General features: G+C 72.0%; 18 protein-coding genes. 8 read left to right on the forward strand and 10 right to left on the reverse strand.

Going from position 1 to position 18,411, the window contains the following annotated elements; genetic code table 11:
- Window positions 1-172 precede the first annotated feature (172 nt).
- A complete protein-coding gene (locus ACH47X_RS09385; protein WP_397403565.1) occupies window positions 173-904 on the forward strand; it encodes a winged helix-turn-helix domain-containing protein in 732 nt (243 codons plus the stop codon).
- A gap of 39 nt (window positions 905-943) precedes the next feature.
- Here ACH47X_RS09385 and ACH47X_RS09390 read toward each other — a convergent pair whose 3' ends face one another.
- Entirely contained in the window at window positions 944-2,287 is a 1,344-nt protein-coding gene (locus tag ACH47X_RS09390; protein WP_397403567.1) for an MATE family efflux transporter, read from the reverse strand.
- 373 nt (window positions 2,288-2,660) lie between these two features.
- Here ACH47X_RS09390 and dnaB point away from each other — a divergent pair, with 373 nt between their 5' ends.
- Window positions 2,661-4,025: a replicative DNA helicase gene (dnaB, locus tag ACH47X_RS09395; protein WP_020013540.1), complete on the forward strand. Its 1,365-nt coding sequence runs from the start codon at window positions 2,661-2,663 to the stop codon at window positions 4,023-4,025.
- Window positions 4,026-4,034: 9 nt separating this feature from the next.
- Here the strand turns inward: dnaB and ACH47X_RS09400 are convergent, their stop codons facing one another.
- Entirely contained in the window at window positions 4,035-4,871 is an 837-nt protein-coding gene (locus ACH47X_RS09400; protein WP_397403570.1) for a helix-turn-helix transcriptional regulator, read from the reverse strand.
- A gap of 110 nt (window positions 4,872-4,981) precedes the next feature.
- Here ACH47X_RS09400 and ACH47X_RS09405 point away from each other — a divergent pair, with 110 nt between their 5' ends.
- The gene (locus ACH47X_RS09405) at window positions 4,982-5,416 is read left to right on the forward strand and encodes an ester cyclase (RefSeq protein ID WP_397403572.1); all 435 of its coding nucleotides are present in this window, start codon (window positions 4,982-4,984) and stop codon (window positions 5,414-5,416) included.
- A gap of 53 nt (window positions 5,417-5,469) precedes the next feature.
- Here ACH47X_RS09405 and ACH47X_RS09410 read toward each other — a convergent pair whose 3' ends face one another.
- Entirely contained in the window at window positions 5,470-6,141 is a 672-nt protein-coding gene (locus ACH47X_RS09410; RefSeq protein ID WP_397403575.1) for a Type 1 glutamine amidotransferase-like domain-containing protein, read from the reverse strand.
- Window positions 6,142-6,279: 138 nt separating this feature from the next.
- Here ACH47X_RS09410 and ACH47X_RS09415 point away from each other — a divergent pair, with 138 nt between their 5' ends.
- The gene (locus tag ACH47X_RS09415) at window positions 6,280-7,446 is read left to right on the forward strand and encodes an AI-2E family transporter (RefSeq protein ID WP_397403577.1); all 1,167 of its coding nucleotides are present in this window, start codon (window positions 6,280-6,282) and stop codon (window positions 7,444-7,446) included.
- Window positions 7,447-7,657: 211 nt separating this feature from the next.
- Here the strand turns inward: ACH47X_RS09415 and ACH47X_RS09420 are convergent, their stop codons facing one another.
- Window positions 7,658-8,581, reverse strand: coding sequence for an alpha/beta hydrolase (locus tag ACH47X_RS09420; RefSeq protein ID WP_397403579.1), 924 nt, complete (start codon window positions 8,579-8,581; stop codon window positions 7,658-7,660).
- Between the two features lie 104 nt (window positions 8,582-8,685).
- Here ACH47X_RS09420 and ACH47X_RS09425 point away from each other — a divergent pair, with 104 nt between their 5' ends.
- Window positions 8,686-9,558 (forward strand): helix-turn-helix domain-containing protein, encoded by an 873-nt coding sequence (locus ACH47X_RS09425; protein WP_397403582.1) that lies wholly within the window; start codon window positions 8,686-8,688, stop codon window positions 9,556-9,558.
- Window positions 9,555-9,914 (forward strand): DUF2255 family protein, encoded by a 360-nt coding sequence (locus ACH47X_RS09430; RefSeq protein ID WP_397403584.1) that lies wholly within the window; start codon window positions 9,555-9,557, stop codon window positions 9,912-9,914. The genes ACH47X_RS09425 and ACH47X_RS09430 overlap by 4 nt, the downstream gene beginning before the upstream one ends.
- A gap of 22 nt (window positions 9,915-9,936) precedes the next feature.
- Here the strand turns inward: ACH47X_RS09430 and ACH47X_RS09435 are convergent, their stop codons facing one another.
- The 6 genes from ACH47X_RS09435 to ACH47X_RS09460 form a co-directional block, all read right to left on the reverse strand.
- The gene (locus ACH47X_RS09435; RefSeq protein ID WP_397403586.1) at window positions 9,937-10,827 is read right to left on the reverse strand and encodes an alpha/beta fold hydrolase; all 891 of its coding nucleotides are present in this window, start codon (window positions 10,825-10,827) and stop codon (window positions 9,937-9,939) included.
- 29 nt (window positions 10,828-10,856) lie between these two features.
- Complete coding sequence (locus tag ACH47X_RS09440; RefSeq protein WP_036964276.1) at window positions 10,857-11,273, reverse strand: VOC family protein; 417 nt, start codon at window positions 11,271-11,273, stop codon at window positions 10,857-10,859.
- Window positions 11,274-11,434: 161 nt separating this feature from the next.
- A complete protein-coding gene (locus ACH47X_RS09445) occupies window positions 11,435-12,043 on the reverse strand; it encodes a DinB family protein (RefSeq protein WP_397403588.1) in 609 nt (202 codons plus the stop codon).
- A 52-nt stretch (window positions 12,044-12,095) separates the two neighbouring features.
- The gene (locus ACH47X_RS09450) at window positions 12,096-13,220 is read right to left on the reverse strand and encodes an RDD family protein (RefSeq protein WP_397403590.1); all 1,125 of its coding nucleotides are present in this window, start codon (window positions 13,218-13,220) and stop codon (window positions 12,096-12,098) included.
- A 39-nt stretch (window positions 13,221-13,259) separates the two neighbouring features.
- Complete coding sequence (locus tag ACH47X_RS09455) at window positions 13,260-14,375, reverse strand: mannonate dehydratase (protein ID WP_397404021.1); 1,116 nt, start codon at window positions 14,373-14,375, stop codon at window positions 13,260-13,262.
- A 111-nt stretch (window positions 14,376-14,486) separates the two neighbouring features.
- Window positions 14,487-17,471 (reverse strand): glycoside hydrolase family 2 TIM barrel-domain containing protein, encoded by a 2,985-nt coding sequence (locus tag ACH47X_RS09460; protein WP_397403592.1) that lies wholly within the window; start codon window positions 17,469-17,471, stop codon window positions 14,487-14,489.
- A 108-nt stretch (window positions 17,472-17,579) separates the two neighbouring features.
- On the opposite strand from ACH47X_RS09460, the gene ACH47X_RS09465 reads away from it, so the two are divergent.
- On the forward strand, window positions 17,580-18,071 hold the full coding sequence (locus ACH47X_RS09465) for a nitroreductase family deazaflavin-dependent oxidoreductase (RefSeq protein WP_397403594.1): 492 nt from the start codon (window positions 17,580-17,582) through the stop codon (window positions 18,069-18,071).
- Between the two features lie 10 nt (window positions 18,072-18,081).
- Window positions 18,082-18,411 carry a TfoX/Sxy family protein gene (locus ACH47X_RS09470; RefSeq protein WP_397403596.1) on the forward strand — a complete coding sequence of 110 codons (330 nt, stop codon included), beginning with the start codon at window positions 18,082-18,084 and terminating at the stop codon, window positions 18,409-18,411.

The following is an 18,411-nucleotide window of genomic DNA, read 5'->3' on the forward strand; positions in this document are numbered from 1 at the left end:
TGCCACGAGTGGCGGAAAACCGTCAAGCAGGCGGGATTGTGTCATTTTGCCCACGCAATGGAAAGGTAACGAAAAATTGACCCGAGCGGTACGACACGGGGGCAAACTGGCGCGCGCTGGCCAGGTTTAACCCGGTCCGCGACCGAACGGTCGACCATGGAGGGTGAGGCACGTGACGCACGACCCCGCACCAGGATCCACCCCAGGCCTCGTCGTCTGCGTGGGCCTCCCCTCGGACCAGATCATCGAGATCGCCCGCCTGCTGCGCGGGCAGGCGACGGTGCTCGCCACCCCGGACGTGGACGGCGCCCGCGCCGTCCTCGGCAACCAGGGCGCGCCCCGCCGGCCCGGAGACGTCCCGTGGCACGGCCTCGGGGCGCAGCCCGAGCGGTTCGACAACCCCGGTCCGGCGGACGAGCGGCCACCCGGCCGCCACCTGTCCGAGCGCCCCGCCGACCGACTGCCCGACAACCCCACCGGGGCGGCGGGGCGCGTGACGACCGACGTCCTGGCCACGCCTCTGGTCGCCGACCTGCCCCGTCCCGGCACGGGCCCGCTCCCCACCGTCACCGGTTCGATCCCGATGGTCGCGCCGCCCACGCTGGACCCGCTGGTCGCGGGGCCGCTGCTCGTCGACCTGGCCGGCCGCGAGGTCACTGCGCTGGGCCGGCGCGTGTACCTGTCGGCGCGGGAGTTCGACCTGCTCGCGACGCTCGCGCTCGAGGCGGGGCGCGTGTGGTCGTTCGCCGAGCTCACCGCGCGGGTGTGGCGGCTGCCCTACCTCGGGGACTCCGACCCGGTGACCTCCGCGGTCAAGCGGCTGCGCAAGCGGCTGGCGCCCGTGCGCGACGTCGAGGTCGCGTCGGTGCGCGGGGTGGGGTACCGGCTCAAGATCTGGGCGTGAGCGGGAACCGGGCGGCCGGGCGCCGGGCCCCGGAGCGCCTCACGCCCCCGTCACCAGCCAGCGGTCGCCCCGGGCGCGCCAGCCGGTCGTGACGGCGCGGGCGGCCATGAACACGCCGGCGAACGCGAGCCAGAGCCAGGCGAGCCCGTGCGCGCCGTCGGGCGCCCAGACGCCGACCGCCAGCGCGAACGGCAGGTAGACCACGAGCGTGGCCATACCCGCCCAGGCGAGGTAGCGACCGTCGCCGGCGCCGATGAGGACGCCGTCGAGCACGAAGACCCAGCCCGCCATCGGCATCAGCACGCCGCACACGGCGATGCCGAGGGCGATGGCGACCCGTACGTCGGGGTCGGGCGAGAAGAGCGGGGCGATCCACCAGCCGGCCGCCGCGAGGAGGAGGCCGATCGCGCCGCCCGCGCCGACGCCCCACTGCAGGCACCGGCGCAGCACCTGGCGCACGTGGCCGACGTCGCCGGCCCCGAGGCCGTGCCCTACCAGGGCCTGTGCCGCGATGGCGAGCGCGTCGAGCGCGAAGGCCGCGAGGCCCCACAGCGAGCTCACCACCTGATGACCGGCGAGCGCGACGTCGCCCAGGCCGGTCGCGACGACGACGGTCACCAGGATCGCGGCGCGCAGGCTGAGCGTCCGGATCACGAGAGGGACGCCGGCCCTGGCGCCCGACAGGATGCCCGCTCGGTGCGGGCGCAGGCTCGCGCCCCTGGCCCGGGCGCCGCGCACCACGATCACGCCGAGCACGACGGCCATGAGCAGCTGCGTGATCGCCGTGCCCAGGCCCGAGCCGGCGATCCCCAGACCCACGCCGTAGACGAGCGCGATGTTCAGCACCGTGTTGAGCGCCGCTCCCCCGGCGGCGACGACGAGCGGCGTACGGGTGTCGCGCAGCCCGCGCAGGACACCGGTCGCGGCCTGGACCAGGAGCATCCCCGCGAGCCCCGGCGCGGACCACCGCAGGTAGGTCACGGCGTGCCGCGCGACGTCGCCCTCGGCGCCCAGCGCGGACACCGTGAGCGGGGCGGCGAGCAGGAGCACGACGACGAGCACGGCGCCGATCCCGAGGGCGAGCCACATCCCGTCGACGCCGGACTGCAACGCCGCCCGCTCCTTGCCCGCGCCGGTGAGCCGGGCGACCGACGCCGTCGTCGTGTACGCGAGGAAGACGCACAGCCCGACGAGCGTGAGGAGCACGTTGCTCGCGAGCGACAGGCCGGCGAGCTGGGCGGTGCCCAGGTGGCCGACCACCGCGCTGTCGACGAGGACGAAGACGGGCTCGGCGATGAGGGCACCCAGGGCGGGTACCGCAAGGGCGAGGATCTCCCGGTCGATGGACCGCGGGAGAGCGGGGGTGTGGCGAGGCTCGCCCAACTTTCTTTCCTCCACAGGCTGGGGGTTGCGTATACGCAGGTCAGAGGCCATGTCGATGTTTTACACAGGGGTTATCCACAACTGGGGACAGGGTTGTCCACCCAGTTGTGCACAGCCTGGGCCACCTTTCCACATGGATGTGCACAGGCCCGTCCACAGGTCTCGTTGCACTCGGGTGCGCGGAGGCTTAGCGTCAGCGGAGCTTGCTTGCTGGTCTGATGTCCGTGGGGACTGTCGTGCACGACACAAGGGCGTGTCGCACGTGATGTCCCGAGAGTGTCGGTGGCGAGGAGTAGAACAGGTGTAGGACATCGGTCCGACCGCACGCCCGACGTGTGACCGGACCACACGGATCAGGAAAGCGGAGGCGCGGATGTCGATCGAGGAGCTCGAGTCGAGCTACTCCGGCGGGAGCCCCGGCCTCGACCGTACGCCGCCGCAGGACGTCCCGGCGGAGATGAGCGTGCTGGGCGGCATGCTGCTGTCCAAGGACGCGATCGCCGACGTGATCGAGCAGATCCGCGGCAACGACTTCTACCGGCCGGCGCACGAGGCCATCTACGACGCGATCATCGACCTCTACGGTCGCGGCGAGCCGGCTGACGCCATCACCGTGGTCGCGGAGCTGCAGCGCCGGGGCGAGCACGCCCGCGTGGGCGGCGCCCCGTACATCCACGACCTCATGGCGGGCGTGCCCACGGCCGCCAACGCCGGGTACTACGCCAAGATCGTGCGCGAGCGCGCCATCATGCGCCGCCTCGTCGAGGCCGGCACGCGCATCGTGCAGATGGGTTACGCCACCGACGGCGGCGAGGTCGACGACGTCGTCAACAACGCGCAGGCCGAGGTCTACGCGGTGACCGAGCGGCGCGCGTCCGAGGACTACCTGCCGCTGGCCGAGATCATCGGCCCCACCTTCGACGAGATCGACGCCGCCCAGGGTCGCGGCGAGGGACTCACCGGCGTGCCGACCGGGTACTCCGACTTCGACCGCCTCACCAACGGCCTGCACGGCGGCCAGATGATCGTCGTCGCCGCACGACCCGCTGTCGGCAAGTCCGTCCTGGGCATCAATGTCGCGTCTCACGCGGCCATCCACCACGAGATGGCCTCCGTCATCTTCTCCCTGGAGATGAGCCGCAACGAGATCGTCATGCGAATGCTCGCCGCCGAGGCCCGCGTACCGCTCACCAAGATGCGCAGCGGCAACATGGACGACGGCGACTGGCAGAAGCTCGCCGCCACCATGGGCAAGGTCTCCGATGCCCCGCTGTTCATCGACGACTCGCCGAACATGTCGCTGATGGAGATCCGCGCCAAGTGCCGGCGCCTCAAGCAGAAGCACGACCTCAAGCTGGTGGTCATCGACTACCTCCAGCTGATGTCGTCCGGCAAGCGCGTCGAGTCGCGCCAGCAGGAGGTCTCCGAGTTCTCGCGGTCGCTCAAGCTGCTCGCGAAGGAGCTCGAGGTGCCTGTGATCGCCATCTCGCAGCTGAACCGTGGCGCCGAGCAGCGCAGCGACAAGAAGCCGCAGATGTCCGACCTCCGTGAGTCCGGCTCCATCGAGCAGGACGCCGACGTCGTGATCCTGCTGCACCGCGAGGACGCCTACGAGAAGGAGTCGCCGCGCGCCGGCGAGGCCGACCTGATCGTGGCCAAGCACCGTAACGGCCCCACCGACGTGATCACCGTGGCGTTCCAGGGCCACTACCAGCGGTTCGTCGACATGCAGGTGTGAGCCGCGGCGTCAGCCGAACTGCTGGAGGCCGACGGTCGCCAGGAGCTCGACCTGTCCGGCGGCCTCGCTGCCGGGTGCGGCCGTGTAGACGAGCAGGCGCAGGTCGCTGTCGCGGACGGTGAGGATGTCGCAGTCCAGGGTGATCGGCCCGATGTCCGGGTGGAGAAAGGTCCGGCTGACCGGCGCGGGCTGCGGCGGTACCCGCTGCTCCCACAGCTCCGCGAAGTCGGGGCTCACCTCCTGCAGCTCCGCGATGAGGCCGCGCAGCAGGGTGTCCTGCGGGTAGCGCACCCACGCCTCGCGCAGGTCGGCCACGACCTCCAGCCGCAGGAGCCGTTCCTCCGCGTCGGTCCGCACGTACCGGGTGGGCGTGTTCATGAACGTCGTCCACGCGAGGTTCTGCTCCCGCAACGGGAGCATCGTCGTGTCACCGGTCAGGGCGTAGCCCATGGCGTTGGAGAGCACGCACTGCCACGACGCGTCGACCACGGTGACGGGGGTGTCGGTCAGGCGGTCCAGGATCCGCTGGACGCTGGGTGTGATGTGCCGCTTGATCTGCCCTGGCAACGGCTCGGCCTGGTCCGCCAGCCGGAACAGGTGCGCGCGCTCCTGGTCGGACAGCCGGAGCACCCGGGCCAGCGACATCAGCACCGAGCCCGACGGCTGCCCGGCGCGGCCCTGCTCGAGGCGGGCGAGATACTCGACCGAGAGACCCGCGAGCTCCGCCACCTCCTGACGGCGCAGGCCCGGGACGCGGCGTCGTGGACCCGCGGTCAGGCCCGCCTCGGCCGGCGACACCCGGTCGCGCCACACGCGCAGGCTGCCGGCAAGCTCCTGTGAGTTCACGACCACGTCACCAGTCGTACCACGCGGCCGCGCGGTTCAGGGTAGCCCTGTCAGTACGCCCCTCGTGCGGTCCCTTTTGCCGCGACGGGCGCGGAGCAAGACTCGTCGGCATGAGCACTGACACGACAGGAACGGCTCCGCGGACCGCAGGGATGACCCCCGACGAGCTCCGCGACTTCTACCGCCGGTACATCGAGCTGGCGAACAACCGCGACTTCGACCGCATGGCCGAGTTCGCGCACGACGAGGTCATCATGAACGGCACCCCGGTCTCCCGGGACGACATGGTGGCGGAGTTCCGCAGGCACACGACCGCCGTCCCCGACCTCTCCTGGGAGGTCCAGGAGCTTCTCGTCGACGGCACCCACGTGGCGGCCCGCCTCGTCGACACCGGCACACCGGTCGCCGAGTGGAACGGCCTCGCACCGACCGGGGCGACCGTCACCTTCGCCGAGACCGCGTTCTACGAGGTCGTCGACGGCCGGTTCAAGCACATGTGGTACCTGATGGACGGGGTCGCGCTGCAGGCACAGCTCACCGCGTAGGCCGAGGGCGGGTGGGGACGGACGGGGCGCGAACCGCGACCGTCCCCGCCGGCTCAGCCGCCGAAGTACCGCCACTGCCCCTTGGAGACGACCTCCACCGCGTCGTCGGTCACCGCGATGGCGGTGTCGTCGTCGATCGCATACGCCGGACCGCCAAGCCCCGCCGCCCATCGTTCTGCGGCCGCCATCGTGTTCTCCGGCAGCATCGGATGGCCGACGTGCGGGAAGATCGAGAAGTCGACGACCCCGAGCGCGGCGTCGTCGCCCGACGGCGGCGGCCACTCGACGAAGTACTCCCCGACACGCGGGGCCATGACCATGCTGCCCGCACTCATCCCCACGTACACCGTCTCGGTCAACGACGGCAGGAGCTCGGCCAGGCCGGACTCCCGCATCCAGTGGTTCAGGTACAGGGCGTCGCCGCCCGACACGAGCAGGACGTCCGCCTTCTTGACCAGCGGCACCCAGTACTGCTCGTCGATCGAGGGCAGCGCGGTGAGCTCAAGCACTCCCACGGACTTCCAGCCCAGCTCGGTCATGGGCTCGTCCGACCGGCCGGCGATGAACCTCCACGCCCCGGCTCCCGGTCCAGCCTGGGGGTGCCCGTACATCGCCGTGGGTATGCAGAGGGCATGACACTCGGAGACCGGACGATCCAGAAGCCCGAGCAGAGCCTCGTAGATGCTCGGGTTCTTGATGCCCGCTGAGGTGAGCAGCAGCCGCATGGCGCCTCCTGGGTCGCATGGGAATGGGACCACCCGTAGACCCGTCTCGGCAAGGAGAGTCATCGGTCCCGTCGCGACCTGGGCGTGACCGCACTAGCGTCGGCACGGCTGGTACCAGCCGCACAAGGAGGACAGACGATGGGTCTCTTCGGCCGCCGCACACCGCCACCCGCCCGCCCGGGTGTCCAGCAGGCGCCCGCCGCGCCGGCCGTGCCCGCCGAGAGCAGGTCGTCCCGGCTGTGGTCGGACGGCTTCGGCCGGGTCGGCACCCGGTCGCTGCAGGTCCTCGCGATCCTCGCGGTGATCGCCGTGGTCGGGTACGTGGGCACGCGCCTGACCCTCGTGGTGATCCCCGTGCTCATCGCGCTGGTGCTGGCGGCCGCGATCTTTCCGCTGGTGTCGTTCCTCCGCCGCCACGGCTGGCCGTCGCTGCTCGCGACGTGGACCTCACTCCTGGCGCTGGTCGCGCTGCTCTCGGGGATCGTCTGGCTCGTGGTGCGCGCCGTCGTCGACCAGTGGGGCGAGCTGCAGGCGCAGGCGCTCGACGGGTTCGACTCCCTCCAGACCTACGTCCAGGACCTGCCCTTCGACATCGGCGACGAGCAGATCGCGTCGGTGCGCGATGCCGCCGTGAGCTTCCTGCAGTCCGACGCCGTGGGATCCGGCGCCATCGCGGGCGTCTCCCAGACGGCCGACTTCATCGCGGGCTTCTTCATCATGATCGTCGTCCTGTTCTTCTTCCTGAAGGACGGCCCGGCAATGTGGGAGTTCCTGCTGCGGCCCTTCGAGGGCCACCGGTACGAGCGGGGGCAGCGTGTGGGCGCGGCGACCGTCAGCACGTTGGGCGGCTACGTGCGCGGGACAGCGATCGTGGCGCTGGTCGATGCCGTCGGCATCGGCGTCGGCCTGGCGATCGTGGGCGTGCCGCTCGTCATCCCGCTGTCGGTGCTGGTCTTCCTGCTGGCCTTCATCCCCCTGGTGGGCGCCACCGTGGCCGGCATCCTCGCGGCCCTGGTGACGCTGGTGGCGGTCGGGCCGATCGAGGCGCTGATCGTGGTCGCGATCGTCGTCGCCGTGAACCAGCTCGAGGGCGACTTCCTCCAGCCGATCGTCATGGGCCGGACCCTGCGGCTGCACCCGCTCGTCATCCTGTTCGCCCTGACGGCGGGCACGGTGCTCGCGGGCATCACCGGCGCGGTGCTCGCGGTACCCGTCGCCGCGTCGATCTGGCGTGCGATCCAGGTGTGGGACGGCCCGGACCTGCCGGCCCGGTTCGCCCGCCAGAAGCGGGCCGAGACGGTCTGACCACCTCACCCTGACCGGAGTCGCGCCACCACGCTGGCCGACTCCCGAGGTTCTGTTCGAGCCACGATGTTGCGACGTTTCAAGCCCATTCCTACGGGCAGTAGCTCGCGGCTTGAACAGAACCTCAGGAACGACGGTCAAGCACTCTGCGGCATGCGGATCACGAACCAGCTGGTGACGCCCATATCGGAGATCCAGCCGCGAGGGAGCGCTACGCCCCGCCGAGCTCCTTGCCGAAGAACTCGGTGAGCCGCTCCACCGCCGGACCCACGTACTCGGGCCGGTCGTAGAGGTCGACATGGCTCGCGCCGTCGATCCAGTGAAGCTCCTTGGGCTCGCGTGCATCGGCGAAGGCCAGTGTGCCCATGTGCCTGGTGACGGCCTCGGTGCCCTGGATGAGGAGCAGCGGCCGTGGCGCGATCAGGCTCACGAACCGGAACTGGTCGGACGTCGCGATGCGGTCGACGCTCGACCAGGTGAACTCCTTCGCGGAACGCGGGTGCGCCCCGCGCCCGGTGCGGTAGTACTCGAAGCCCTCGAAACCGTGCCGGCCGCCGAGCGCCCGGGCCTCCTCCACGGTCTCCGGGAAGACGGGGAACATGCCCACGGGCTCGCCGTGCGCCTCGGCGGTGCGGGCCGCCGCCGCGGCGTCGAGCATCCCCTGGACCACGGCCGGGTCCTGGGAACCGTCGGCTCCCTCCCGGAACTGGCGTCCGACGTCGACGCCGCTGACGGTGGCCAGCGCCCGCACGCGGTGGTCGCCCGCCGTCGCCGCGATGCCGTAACCGCCCGAGGCGCAGATGCCGAGCATCCCGATCCGCTCGGGGTCCACCTCGGGGTGCGTGGTGAGGAAGGAGACGGCCGCCTTGAGGTCCTCGACGCGGTGCGCCGGGTCCTCCAGCCCGCGCGGCAGGCCGCCGCTCTCACCCTGGTAGGCGGCGTCGAAGGCGAGGGTCACGAAGCCCCGCTCGGCGAGGCGGGCCGCGTAGGTCCCGGCAGTCTGCTCCTTGACCCCGGTGCCGGGGTGGCCGACGACGATCGCCGGCAGCGGCGCGGCGGTCTCGGGAGCGGGAAGGTAGAGGTGGCCGGCGAGGAGGATGCCGGCGCTGTCGAAGGTGACGTCCGTTCGGTTCATGCGACCAGGTTCTGGCGGCGGCCCGCGGCGCAACAGCGGCGGGTTCTTCCCCGGGAAGGATCCTTCCCTCCCGCACGCGGTCGGACGCTCGCAGAATGGTCGTCATGACCCCGCATGTCGACCCCGACGAGCTCGGCGCGTTCCTCAGGGCGCGCCGGGCCGAGCTCAGCCCATCCGCCGTCGGGCTCCCCGAGTCCACCAGGCACCGCAAGGTGCCCGGCCTGCGTCGCGAGGAGGTGGCCCAGGTCGCCGCGATCAGCGTCGACTACTACACGCGCCTCGAGCAGGGCCGGGTCGCCGCCTCCGCGTCGGTGCTCGCCACGCTCTCGGCCGCGCTGCGACTCGACGAGGACCAGCAGCGCTACCTCTACGAGATCGCCGGCAAGGCCGACGCCCGGCCCCGGCGACGGCGCGCCCGGCAGACCGTGCGCCCCGCCATGCGGCGGCTGCTCGACCGGCTCACCGACACCCCGGCGATCGTCCTCGGCAAGCGCATGGACGTGCTCGCCTGGAACTCGGCGGCGGCCGCGCTCTTCGTCGACTTCGGCGCGGTCCCCGCAGCGCGTCGCAACTACGTCCACCTGCTCTTCGCCGATCCGACCATGCGGGCGCTCAACGTGCGGTGGGAGCACGACGCGCGCGACGCCGTCGCCGCCCTGCGCATGGAGGCCGCGGCTGATCCCGACGACCCCGAGCTGGCCCGCCTCGTGGGCGAGCTCGCGGTGCTCGACGAAGACTTCCGGCGGTGGTGGGCCGAGCACCGCGTGAACAGCGCGACGTACGGCACCAAGCAGTACCGGCACCGTGTGGTCGGCGACCTCACGCTCGACTGCGACACCTGGTCCAGCCCCGACGGCAGCGGCCAGCGCCTCATGGTCCTGACCGCGGAGGCCGGCTCGCCGTCCGACGAGGCGCTGCGCATCCTCGCCTCCTGGACCGCGACCGCACCAGACACCGCCACGGAGGCGACCCGATGACCCCCTGGACCCCGTCCACGCTGGCAGCGCTCCGGGACACGTTCTCGCTGTACCTCGCCGCCGGGCCCGCCGGCCCGGACACACCGGAGGTCGAGGTCGGGATGGTGCTCGCCGACGGCGACCTGTACGTGCGTCCGCAGCGGGGCACGACGTCGCAGTGGTACCGCGCCGCCGTCAGCCATGGCATCGGGCACGTCCGCGTGGCCGGCGAGGCCGTCGCGGTCCGCTTCGAACCCGCCGGGCCGGAGGTCCGCGCCGCGGTCGACGCCGCGTACCGGATCAAGTACGGCGAGCTCGCGTCATTCGCGGTCAGCACACCTTCGCGTCTGGCGACGCTGCGCATCACGCCGGCATGACGCCGCGGCGTCGACCTCCGGCTCAGCCCGCTGCGGGCGCCTCGCTGACGGAGGACCCGACCGCCGGGCCCGCCGCCAGGCCGGCCAGCACCTCGGCCGCTGCACGCGGCCGGGCCAGCCACGACAGGTGGCTGGACTCGAGCGTGTGCACGTCGTACGGGTTGTCGGGCGTGAGCGCGTCCGCCTCCCGGATCATCCGGTCCTGCATGGCGGGCGGGATGCTCGTGTCCTCGCTGAGCCGCACGTAGGACCGGGGGATCGTGCCCCAGGTAGCCGCCTGGACCCGGTCGTCCGGCGTACCGGCGTCAAGGTTCTCGTCCGGCTGGAACGTGTTGAGAAACGTGCGGAACTCGTCGTCGGTGCCGTCCGCGTGGAACGCCGCCTTGAGACCGGCCAGCACCGCCGGGTCCGCCGTGCGGAAGTTGCAGCGCAGCAGACCGAGCGCGGCCGGGTCGCCCGCGAGCACGGCCATGAGCGCCGCCATGTCCGCCGAGGCCATCTCGGGCTCGGCGTTGTACTCACCGGCGTCCAGGTCGACGGGCGCCCACGCGGAGACGTAGACGATCCGGTCGACCAGGTCGGGGCGCGCGTTGCCGACGGCGGTCAGCGTGATGCCGCCCCGGCTGTGGCCGACCAGGATCACCGGGCCGTGCTCCTTGGCCCGTTCGAGGACCGCTACGACGCGCGCCACGTTGTCGGCGAGCGTCACGCCCTTGATGCTGCCGGGCGTCGTCGCGAGACCCGCCGGGTCCTGCGGCGCCTGGTAAGCAGCCGGGTAGGTCGCCTCGAACCCGTGGCCGGGCAGGTCGACCGCCGCCGAACGGTGCCCGAGCAGGGCGAGCTCGGCCTGCAGCGGCGCGAACGAGAACGAGTTGGCGAAGGCGCCATGGACCAGCACGAACGTTGGTGACATGGCGCCCGATGCTAGTCGAGCCGGGTGCCTCAGCCACCCGGATTTTCGAGGAACGACTCCAGCCCGCCGCCGTCCGCGAGGCCGATGATGTTGCCCGCGGGGTCGGTGAACCAGGCGCCGTCGCCGCCCTCCATGAAGCCGCGGACGATGCCCTTCTCGTCCTGGTCGAACCCTTCGTAGTGCTGGAACGACACGCCCTTGGCCGCGAGCTCGTCGACCACCTCGTCGACGTCGTCGACCGTGAGGTGCATGACCGTGAACGGTGCCGGGACGTGGTCGTCCTTCTGGTAGATGAACACGGCGGCGCCGTCGCCGAGGTCGAGCACGAGGCCGGCCCCCTCGTCCAGGGTGGACACGCTCATCCCGAGTGTGTCCGCGTAGAACGCGCGCACCGCGTCGATGTCGCTCGCCGCGAACGTCGGCAGCACATTTCGTACGTTGACCATCGCTGTCTCACTCCTTCGTGATCACCGGCCACTGCGCGGCGGGGCCCGTCGGGAGCGCCGGTCACTTCCAGGTTGCCACCGCCAGGCGCGGGCGCAAGGGCCCGAGGACTTTCGGCGTGGACATCACCCTCGGCCCCTTCGGCACGTTGGGGGGACGCCGCCTACTGGCCCACGCGCCCGTCGACGCGCTCGCGCAGGATGTCGGCGTGGCCGCAGTGCCGCGCGTACTCGACGATCTGTCCCAGGACAGCCTCGCGGAGCTGGAGGTCCGCGCCCTCGGGTCCGAAGTCGGAGACACCGGCGTTCCCGGTGCCGAGGTCGGTGACGCTGTCGAGGTAGCGGTCCGTCGCCTCCGTCTCGGTGCGCCAGTGGTGCCAGGCGTCGTCGACGACCGCCGGATCGGCGACGGCGCCGGTCCAGTCGGCCTCGCGGTCGTCCTCGGTGCGGTACAGCTCGGGTGCGTCCTCACCGGTCATGACGCGGCGCAGGTGCCGTTCGCCGGATGCCAGGTGTCGCAGCAGCCCGAGCAGGGACATGGTGGACGGCGGGGCGGAGCGGCGGGCGAGCTGTTCGGCGTCGAGCCCCGCGCACTTCATCTCCAGCGTGAGCCGGTAGTAGCGCAGGTATTCGAGCAGCATGCTGCGCTCGTCGGTGACCGGGGTGTCGTTCTCGCGCGGGTCGTCGTCGGGGTCGGTCCACATGTCGGGGAAGACGGTGGCGCTGGTCCAGCGGGTCGTCTCGGGCTCTTCGGCCTGTTCGTGGGGTTCCATGCGTCCAGGGTGGACCCGGCCTCGGCTTATGAGCCACGGGAATTCCGCGTCGTCAGCCCCGGGGAGCCTCGATGTAGGTCACCGATCCACCGCACTCCGCCAGGACCTGGCCGTCAGCGAGCAGCCGGACGTCGATCCACGGCTGGTCGTCGAGCGCGGCGAGCGCGGCGTCGGCGTCGGCGTCGGTGATGTTCACCTGGACGTCGTGCGTGTCCTCGTCCGCCGCGATGGTCCGGTCGTGCGTGTACCCCTCGTTGTCCGACCAGGAGTCGAGGTCGCCCGAGCCGATGTCCCAGGACCGGGAGATCGCCACGTCCTCGCCGCTCCCCGGCCGGGCGTCGAGCTCGACGCGGTAGTCGGTGTCCCGGACCGACGGCTCGCTGGTCCACGTGAGGACCGCACCCGGGTGCGTCGTGCGCGTCTCCCGGACCGTCCACAGCCGACGGTCCCGGTTGATCGACACGGACCCGGCAGGCCTGATCTCCCCGGCGACGAGCGTGGGCTCGGGTGTCTCCACCGCGCACAGGGGCGAGTCGTCGGCCACGTCGGCCGCGCTCCCGCTGCTGATCGGCACGTACCCGTAGCCGAGCCCGAGCACGCAGACCACGATCGCGGCGGAGTACGCGACGATGCGCGGCCGCCGCGGGAGGTCGAGCACCTCGCGCAGCACGACGGTCCGCACGATCGAGTCGGCGAACGTCTGGCGCTTCCGGTGCCAGATCGGGCGCAGGTAGCCGATGAGCAGGATGGCGTCGAGCAGGTGCAGCACCCAGCGTGCCAGCGTCCGTCCGAGCCCGGCCGTGTGGTGCTGGTCCTCGCGGACCACACGGATGCCGGTCACCAGCTTGCCCGGCGTCCACCCGGTCAGGCCCTGCAGCACCAGCAGGACCACGAGGGCCGCGATCGGCACCAGGACCAGCGGGCCGCCGGCCCGGGCGGCCTCGGCCGACGTGCCCCACCCCGGGGTGAGGCTCGGCACGGTGACCCCCGCGCCGAGCGCCAGCCAGGTCACCCCGGCCAGGATCGCGTTGTCCAGCAACGCCGCGAACACCCGCTGCCCCCACGAGGCGTAGTCGGGCCCGACGACGGCTCCCGCCCCCGGACCGTCGACGTCCGGCGCGACCACCACGCCGGACGTCGTTCCCTCGTCGGCCCCGGACCCCACGCTGCGCACCATCGGTGGAGCATGACAGCGCGGGCCGGGCCCCGCCAGCAATCAGCCCTGGTAGCGGTACGCGTCCCACGCGCCGAGCAGGTACTGGATGCCCAGTGCCCGGTCGTAGAGGCCGTAGCCGGGGCGAGGCTTGTTGGTGGTGTTCTCGTCCCAGAGGTGCCGGCCGTGGTCGGGCCGGATGTAACCCTGGTAGTCCGCCTCGGCGTACGCCTTCATGATCCCGGTGGTGTCGACGCTGCCCTCGCACGCGCGGTGCGCCACCTCGGTGAAGTCACCGCCTGCGAAGTGCTTGATGTTGCGCACGTGCGAGAAGTGGATGCGGTCCATGAACGTCCGCACGGCGTCGACGGGGTCCTGCTCCGGGTTGGCCGAGAAGCTGCCCAGGCACAGCGTGAGTCCGTTGTACGGGCTCGGGTTGAGCTCGAGCACCCGCGCGATGCCCTCCTTGGTGGAGACCACCCGCGGCCAGCCGAACACGTCGAAGGGCGGGTCGTCCGGGTGCACGCCGAGCTTCACGTCGACCTCCTCGCAGGTGGGGATCACCGCGTCGAGGAAGTACTTGTAGTTGGCGTACATGTCGTCGTGCGTCACGCCCTCGTAGGCGGCGTTGAGCTCGTGGAAGCTCGCCAGCCGCTCGGGCTCCCAGCCCGGGAGGGTCAGGCCGTGGGTGTTGGCCTCCATGTCGGCGATCAGGCTCTCGGGCGACATCTTGTCCACCACGGCCTTCTCATAGAACAGCGCGGTCGAGCCGTCGGGCAGCGGGTGCCACAGGTCGGTCCGCAGCCAGTCGAAGACGGGCATGAAGTTGTAGCAGACCACCTTCACGCCGGACTGCCCGAGGCGGCGGATCGTCGTGATGTAGTTCTCGATCGCCTCGTCGCGGCTCAGCCCGAGCACGGTGCGGCCCAGCTTGATGGACTCGTGCACGTTGACGGACTCGACCACCTCCGCGTCGAAGGTCTTCGTGACGCCCTTGGCACGTGCCTCGTCGGACATGCCGGTGATCTTGGCGATCTCGGCGTCGATCTCCGCCTGCTCCCACACCTCGCCGGCCTGCTTGTGGTGCAGGCTCCACACGATGGTCTCCACGCCAGGGATCTGGCGCACGTGATCCAGCGTCACGGTGTCGTTGCCCTCGCCGTACCAGCGGAAGCCCATCTTCACAGCGGTTCTCCTCGTCGTCGTTGTCCAGCCGCTCTTGTATACATCATGCCCGCCCCGGCGAGCGGGGCGGGCACGATGCTCACCCAGTGGTTCGTGAGGTGCGGCTCAGAGGGCCGTGAAGCGCAGCCGCATCCGGACGGGCGCGACGTGCAGCTGGGCGTTCGGCAGCACGCCCGGACCGCAGGCAGCGCTGCCGACGCCGTGCTGGGCGGCGTCGAGGTGCAGCCACAGCCGGCCGTCCGGCACGAGCTCGTGCGGGTGCGCCGCACGGTCGAGTGCCTCGTCGGACCACGGGCGCAGCGACAGCTCGAAGCCGACCTGACGCCGGCCGCCGACCGTCACCTCGCCCGAGTCGATCCGCAGGCCCGAGCCGTCCGCGAAGGACAGGACAGCGCTCGTGACGCCGCGGCGAGCGCCGTTCTCCTGCGGGTGGGTGTACCGGGTCTGCCAGTCGGCGACCGAGTGCTGCCACGCCCCGCCGAGCGCGGCCGCCCTTGAGTCCGCGTACGACTCGTCCGGGCCGAGGCCGGACCAGCGCACGCCGGCGTCGGCCGCACGCGGCTCGTCGAGCGCGAGCAGCAGACCGAGGCGCGCGACGCTCTCCGGCCACCGGCCCTCCGGCTGGATGTCGACGAGCAGGTCGACGGCGTCCGGCGCGTCGGTGGCCGGCTGCCACGTGTAGCGCGTCGCGAAGCCCGCGCGTGTCGTCGGGCCCGCGATGCGCGCGTCGATCTCCAGCGCGCCGGCCTCGCTCACCGCGACCCCGGCCTTGCGCTCGGCCAGCAGGTGCATGCTCGTGCTGCGCCACACCTCGGCGTCGGACAGCCCGCGCCACATCCCCGCACGGCGGTCGTTGTCGGTCGGCGCCCGCCAGCCGTCCACCCGGAAGGCGTGCACGTCGCGGCCCGCGAGCGAGCGCAGGTCACCCCGGCGGTCGAACCGGGCCGGACCGGCGGAGTACCCGCCGTCGGTCTCCACGGTCACGCGGCCCGACGGCGCCGCCAGGGGCGCCGGCTCGACGAGCATGAGCTGCCCCGCGCCGAGCACGAACCCGGTCTCCAGCCAGGGCTCCTCCAGCGCGTCCGCCTTCTCCTGCACGGCCCGCAGCGTCCACCAGACCGGCGCCTCGCCCGGCTCCGGCAGGGTCAGGTGGGCCGGCGGGCTGACGACGGCCTCGGTCCCGGCCTCCAGGACCAGGTCGAGCGTGCCCGTGGCGAGCTCCTCCTCGCCGCGGTGCAGCGTCCAGCGCAGCTCGGCGTGGCTCGTGTCCCGGAACGCGTAACGGTTACGCACCAGCAGTGTGCCGTCCGGCTGCGCGTCGATCCGGACCGGCGCGAACACGGCCGCCGTCTCCAGCAGGCCCGGCGACGGCGTGCGGTCGGGCAGCAGCAGGCCGTCGGCGATGAACGTGCCGTCGTGGAACCGCTCGCCGAAGTCGCCGCCGTACGCCGAGAACAGGTTGCCGTCGGCGTCCGTACGAGTCAGGCCGTGGTCGATCCACTCCCAGATGAACCCGCCCATCAGGCGCGGGTACCGGTCGAACAGCGCGTCGTAGTCGGACAGCCCGCCCGGGCCGTTACCCATGGCGTGCGCGTACTCGCACTGCAGGAACGGCATGCCCCGGCGGCGGGCGTCCGCATCCGCGCGCTCCAGCGCCGGCTCGATACCCTGCCCGATCAGGTTCACGTGCTCGGTCTCGGCGTACATCCGCGAGTACACGTCCACGTGCTCGCTGGACCAGTCGCCCTCGTAGTGGATCGGCCGGCTCGGGTCGAGCGCGCGCACGGCGTCGGCCATCGCGGGGACGTTGATGCCGCCGCCCGCCTCGTTGCCGAGCGACCACAGGATGATGCTCGCGTGGTGGCCGTCGCGGCGCACCATCCGGGTGACACGGTCGACGAGCACCTCGGTCCAGTCCGGATCGTCGACCGGGTTGCCCTCCCAGCCGCGCTCGTCCTCGAAACCGTGCGTCTCCAGGTCGTTCTCGTCGATGACGTAGAGGCCGTACCGGTCGCACAGGTCCAGGAAGTGCGGGTGCGGCGGGTAGTGGCTCGTGCGGACCGCGTTGATGTGGTGCCGCTTCATGAGCAGCACGTCCTCGAGCATCCGCTCCGGGGTCACCGAGCGCCCGCGCAGCGGGTCGAACTCGTGCCGGTTCACCCCGCGCAGCTTGACCGCCCGGCCGTTGACCAGGAACACGCCGTCCTCGATCGAGACGGTACGGAAGCCGACGGCGAGCGTCACCGTCTCGGTGTCCGTCGTGACGACGACGTCGTAGAGGCGCGGGCGCTCGGCGCTCCACGGCTCGACGGCCACCTGGACCTCCTCGCCCGACGCCGCGTCGACGCCGAGCTCCGGAACCGTCACGCGGGCGGCGACGGCGTCCCGGCCGGTGCCCACGGACGTGGCGTCCACGCGCAGCGTGCCCGTCCCGGTCGTGTGGTCGTAGGCGGCGTGCACGCGGACGTCGTCGAGCGCGCCGTCGGGGCGGTGCTCCAGCGACACGCTGCGGAAGATGCCCGAGAGCCACCACTGGTCCTGGTCCTCGGCGTACGACATGGCCGACCACTTGGTGACGCGTACCGCGAGCAGGTGCTCGCCGCCCCGGGTCAGGCGGTCGGTGAGGTCCACCTCGGTGGGCAGGCGCGAGCCGTGCGACGTGGCGAGCAGCTCGCCGTCGAGCGCCACCTGGAACCAGGAGTCCACGCCCTCGAAGCGCAGCAGTGTGCGGCCGCCCTCGGGCCAGTCGGCCGGCAGCCGCAGCGTGGTGCGGTACTCACCGGTCGGGTTGTCGTCGGGCACGTGCGGCGGCTCGATCGGGAACGGGAAGGTCACGTTGTTGTACTCGGGCACGCCGTACGGCCAGGCGTGCGGGGCCTGGGCGAGCTGCCAGTGGCCGGGCACCGACAGGCGGTCCCAGTCCTCGCCGGGCTCCGCCCGGTCCACACCTGTGTCCGGGTGCGGGAACAGCCGGAACCGCCACTCGCCGTCGAGCGACACGGCCGCGGCGCTCGACGCGCCCGCCGGCGGACGGAACCGCGGTGCGACGACGCCGTCCGGCACGGCAACGGTCTCGTGGGTGATGGTCATGACTCCTCCAGGCGGCGTCGGTCGGGGAAGCGCACGATCGAGAGCGCCGGTCGCGACGCTACCCCGCATCGTGGTGCCGACTACGCCGGCCCGTCAGATCATGGACAGATGGCCAGCCTGCTGCACGCCGCCCGCTCCCTTGTCGCACCGCTGACGCGCACGCGGGTGTTCCGCGCCGTCGGTCCGGTGGTGCTGCCGTCCGCCGAGCGGGCGCTCGCCTGGTGCTCCGGCGGGCGGCTGCAGATCAGCGCCCTGCTGGTGCCGTCGCTCGTGCTGCACACGGTCGGGGCGCGGTCGGGCCGGCAGCACGACACCTACCTCATGTACACGCCTGAGGGGCGCGGCCGGGGGATCGTCGCGGGCTCGTCGTTCGCGCAGAGCCGGCATCCCGCGTGGACCTACAACCTGCTGGCCCACCCGGACGCGAGCATCAGCGTGCACGGCCGCCGCATCCCGGTCCGCGCCACGCTGATCGAGGACGACGAGCGCGACGCCGTGTGGGCCCGGATCGAGCGGCAGTGGCCGGGCTACCGCCAGTACGAGCGGACGTCCGGCCGGGTGGTGCGCCTCTTCCGGCTGGAGCGGCGGGAGCAGGCGTAGCGTCGGCGGCATGGCATACGACCTGGTCCTGGCCGACGAGATCCGGCACGCGCTGGCCGGCGAGGACGGCCTGTCCGAGAAGCGCATGTTCGGCGGGCTGTCGTTCCTGGTGGGCGGCAACCTCGCCGTGGCGGTACGCGGCGACGGACTGCTGGTCCGGGTGGGTGCCGACGCCGCCGACGAGCTGGCCCGGACCACGGCCGCGTCGCGCGCGGTGATGGGTGCCCGGACCATGGCGGGCTGGCTGGACGTCCCGGCCGACGCGCTCGGCTCCGAGGCCGAGCTCACCGCGTGGGTGCGACGCGGGGTGGCCTGGGCGCGGACGCTGGCGGCCAGGTAG

The sequence above is a fragment of the Promicromonospora kroppenstedtii genome, from assembly GCF_044389675.1.
Taxonomy (GTDB): domain Bacteria; phylum Actinomycetota; class Actinomycetes; order Actinomycetales; family Cellulomonadaceae; genus Promicromonospora; species Promicromonospora kroppenstedtii.

Coding starts and splice junctions, on each gene's coding strand:
- dnaB (WP_020013540.1), top strand. CDS start 2,661: ATGTCGATCGAGGAGCTCGAGTCGAGCTACTCCGGCGGGAGCCCCGGC.
- ACH47X_RS09405 (WP_397403572.1), top strand. CDS start 4,982: ATGAGCACTGACACGACAGGAACGGCTCCGCGGACCGCAGGGATGACC.
- ACH47X_RS09410 (WP_397403575.1), bottom strand. CDS start 6,141: ATGCGGCTGCTGCTCACCTCAGCGGGCATCAAGAACCCGAGCATCTAC.
- ACH47X_RS09415 (WP_397403577.1), top strand. CDS start 6,280: ATGGGTCTCTTCGGCCGCCGCACACCGCCACCCGCCCGCCCGGGTGTC.
- ACH47X_RS09420 (WP_397403579.1), bottom strand. CDS start 8,581: ATGAACCGAACGGACGTCACCTTCGACAGCGCCGGCATCCTCCTCGCC.
- ACH47X_RS09425 (WP_397403582.1), top strand. CDS start 8,686: ATGACCCCGCATGTCGACCCCGACGAGCTCGGCGCGTTCCTCAGGGCG.
- ACH47X_RS09430 (WP_397403584.1), top strand. CDS start 9,555: ATGACCCCCTGGACCCCGTCCACGCTGGCAGCGCTCCGGGACACGTTC.
- ACH47X_RS09435 (WP_397403586.1), bottom strand. CDS start 10,827: ATGTCACCAACGTTCGTGCTGGTCCATGGCGCCTTCGCCAACTCGTTC.
- ACH47X_RS09440 (WP_036964276.1), bottom strand. CDS start 11,273: ATGGTCAACGTACGAAATGTGCTGCCGACGTTCGCGGCGAGCGACATC.
- ACH47X_RS09445 (WP_397403588.1), bottom strand. CDS start 12,043: ATGGAACCCCACGAACAGGCCGAAGAGCCCGAGACGACCCGCTGGACC.
- ACH47X_RS09450 (WP_397403590.1), bottom strand. CDS start 13,220: ATGGTGCGCAGCGTGGGGTCCGGGGCCGACGAGGGAACGACGTCCGGC.
- ACH47X_RS09455 (WP_397404021.1), bottom strand. CDS start 14,375: ATGGGCTTCCGCTGGTACGGCGAGGGCAACGACACCGTGACGCTGGAT.
- ACH47X_RS09460 (WP_397403592.1), bottom strand. CDS start 17,471: ATGACCATCACCCACGAGACCGTTGCCGTGCCGGACGGCGTCGTCGCA.
- ACH47X_RS09465 (WP_397403594.1), top strand. CDS start 17,580: ATGGCCAGCCTGCTGCACGCCGCCCGCTCCCTTGTCGCACCGCTGACG.
- ACH47X_RS09470 (WP_397403596.1), top strand. CDS start 18,082: ATGGCATACGACCTGGTCCTGGCCGACGAGATCCGGCACGCGCTGGCC.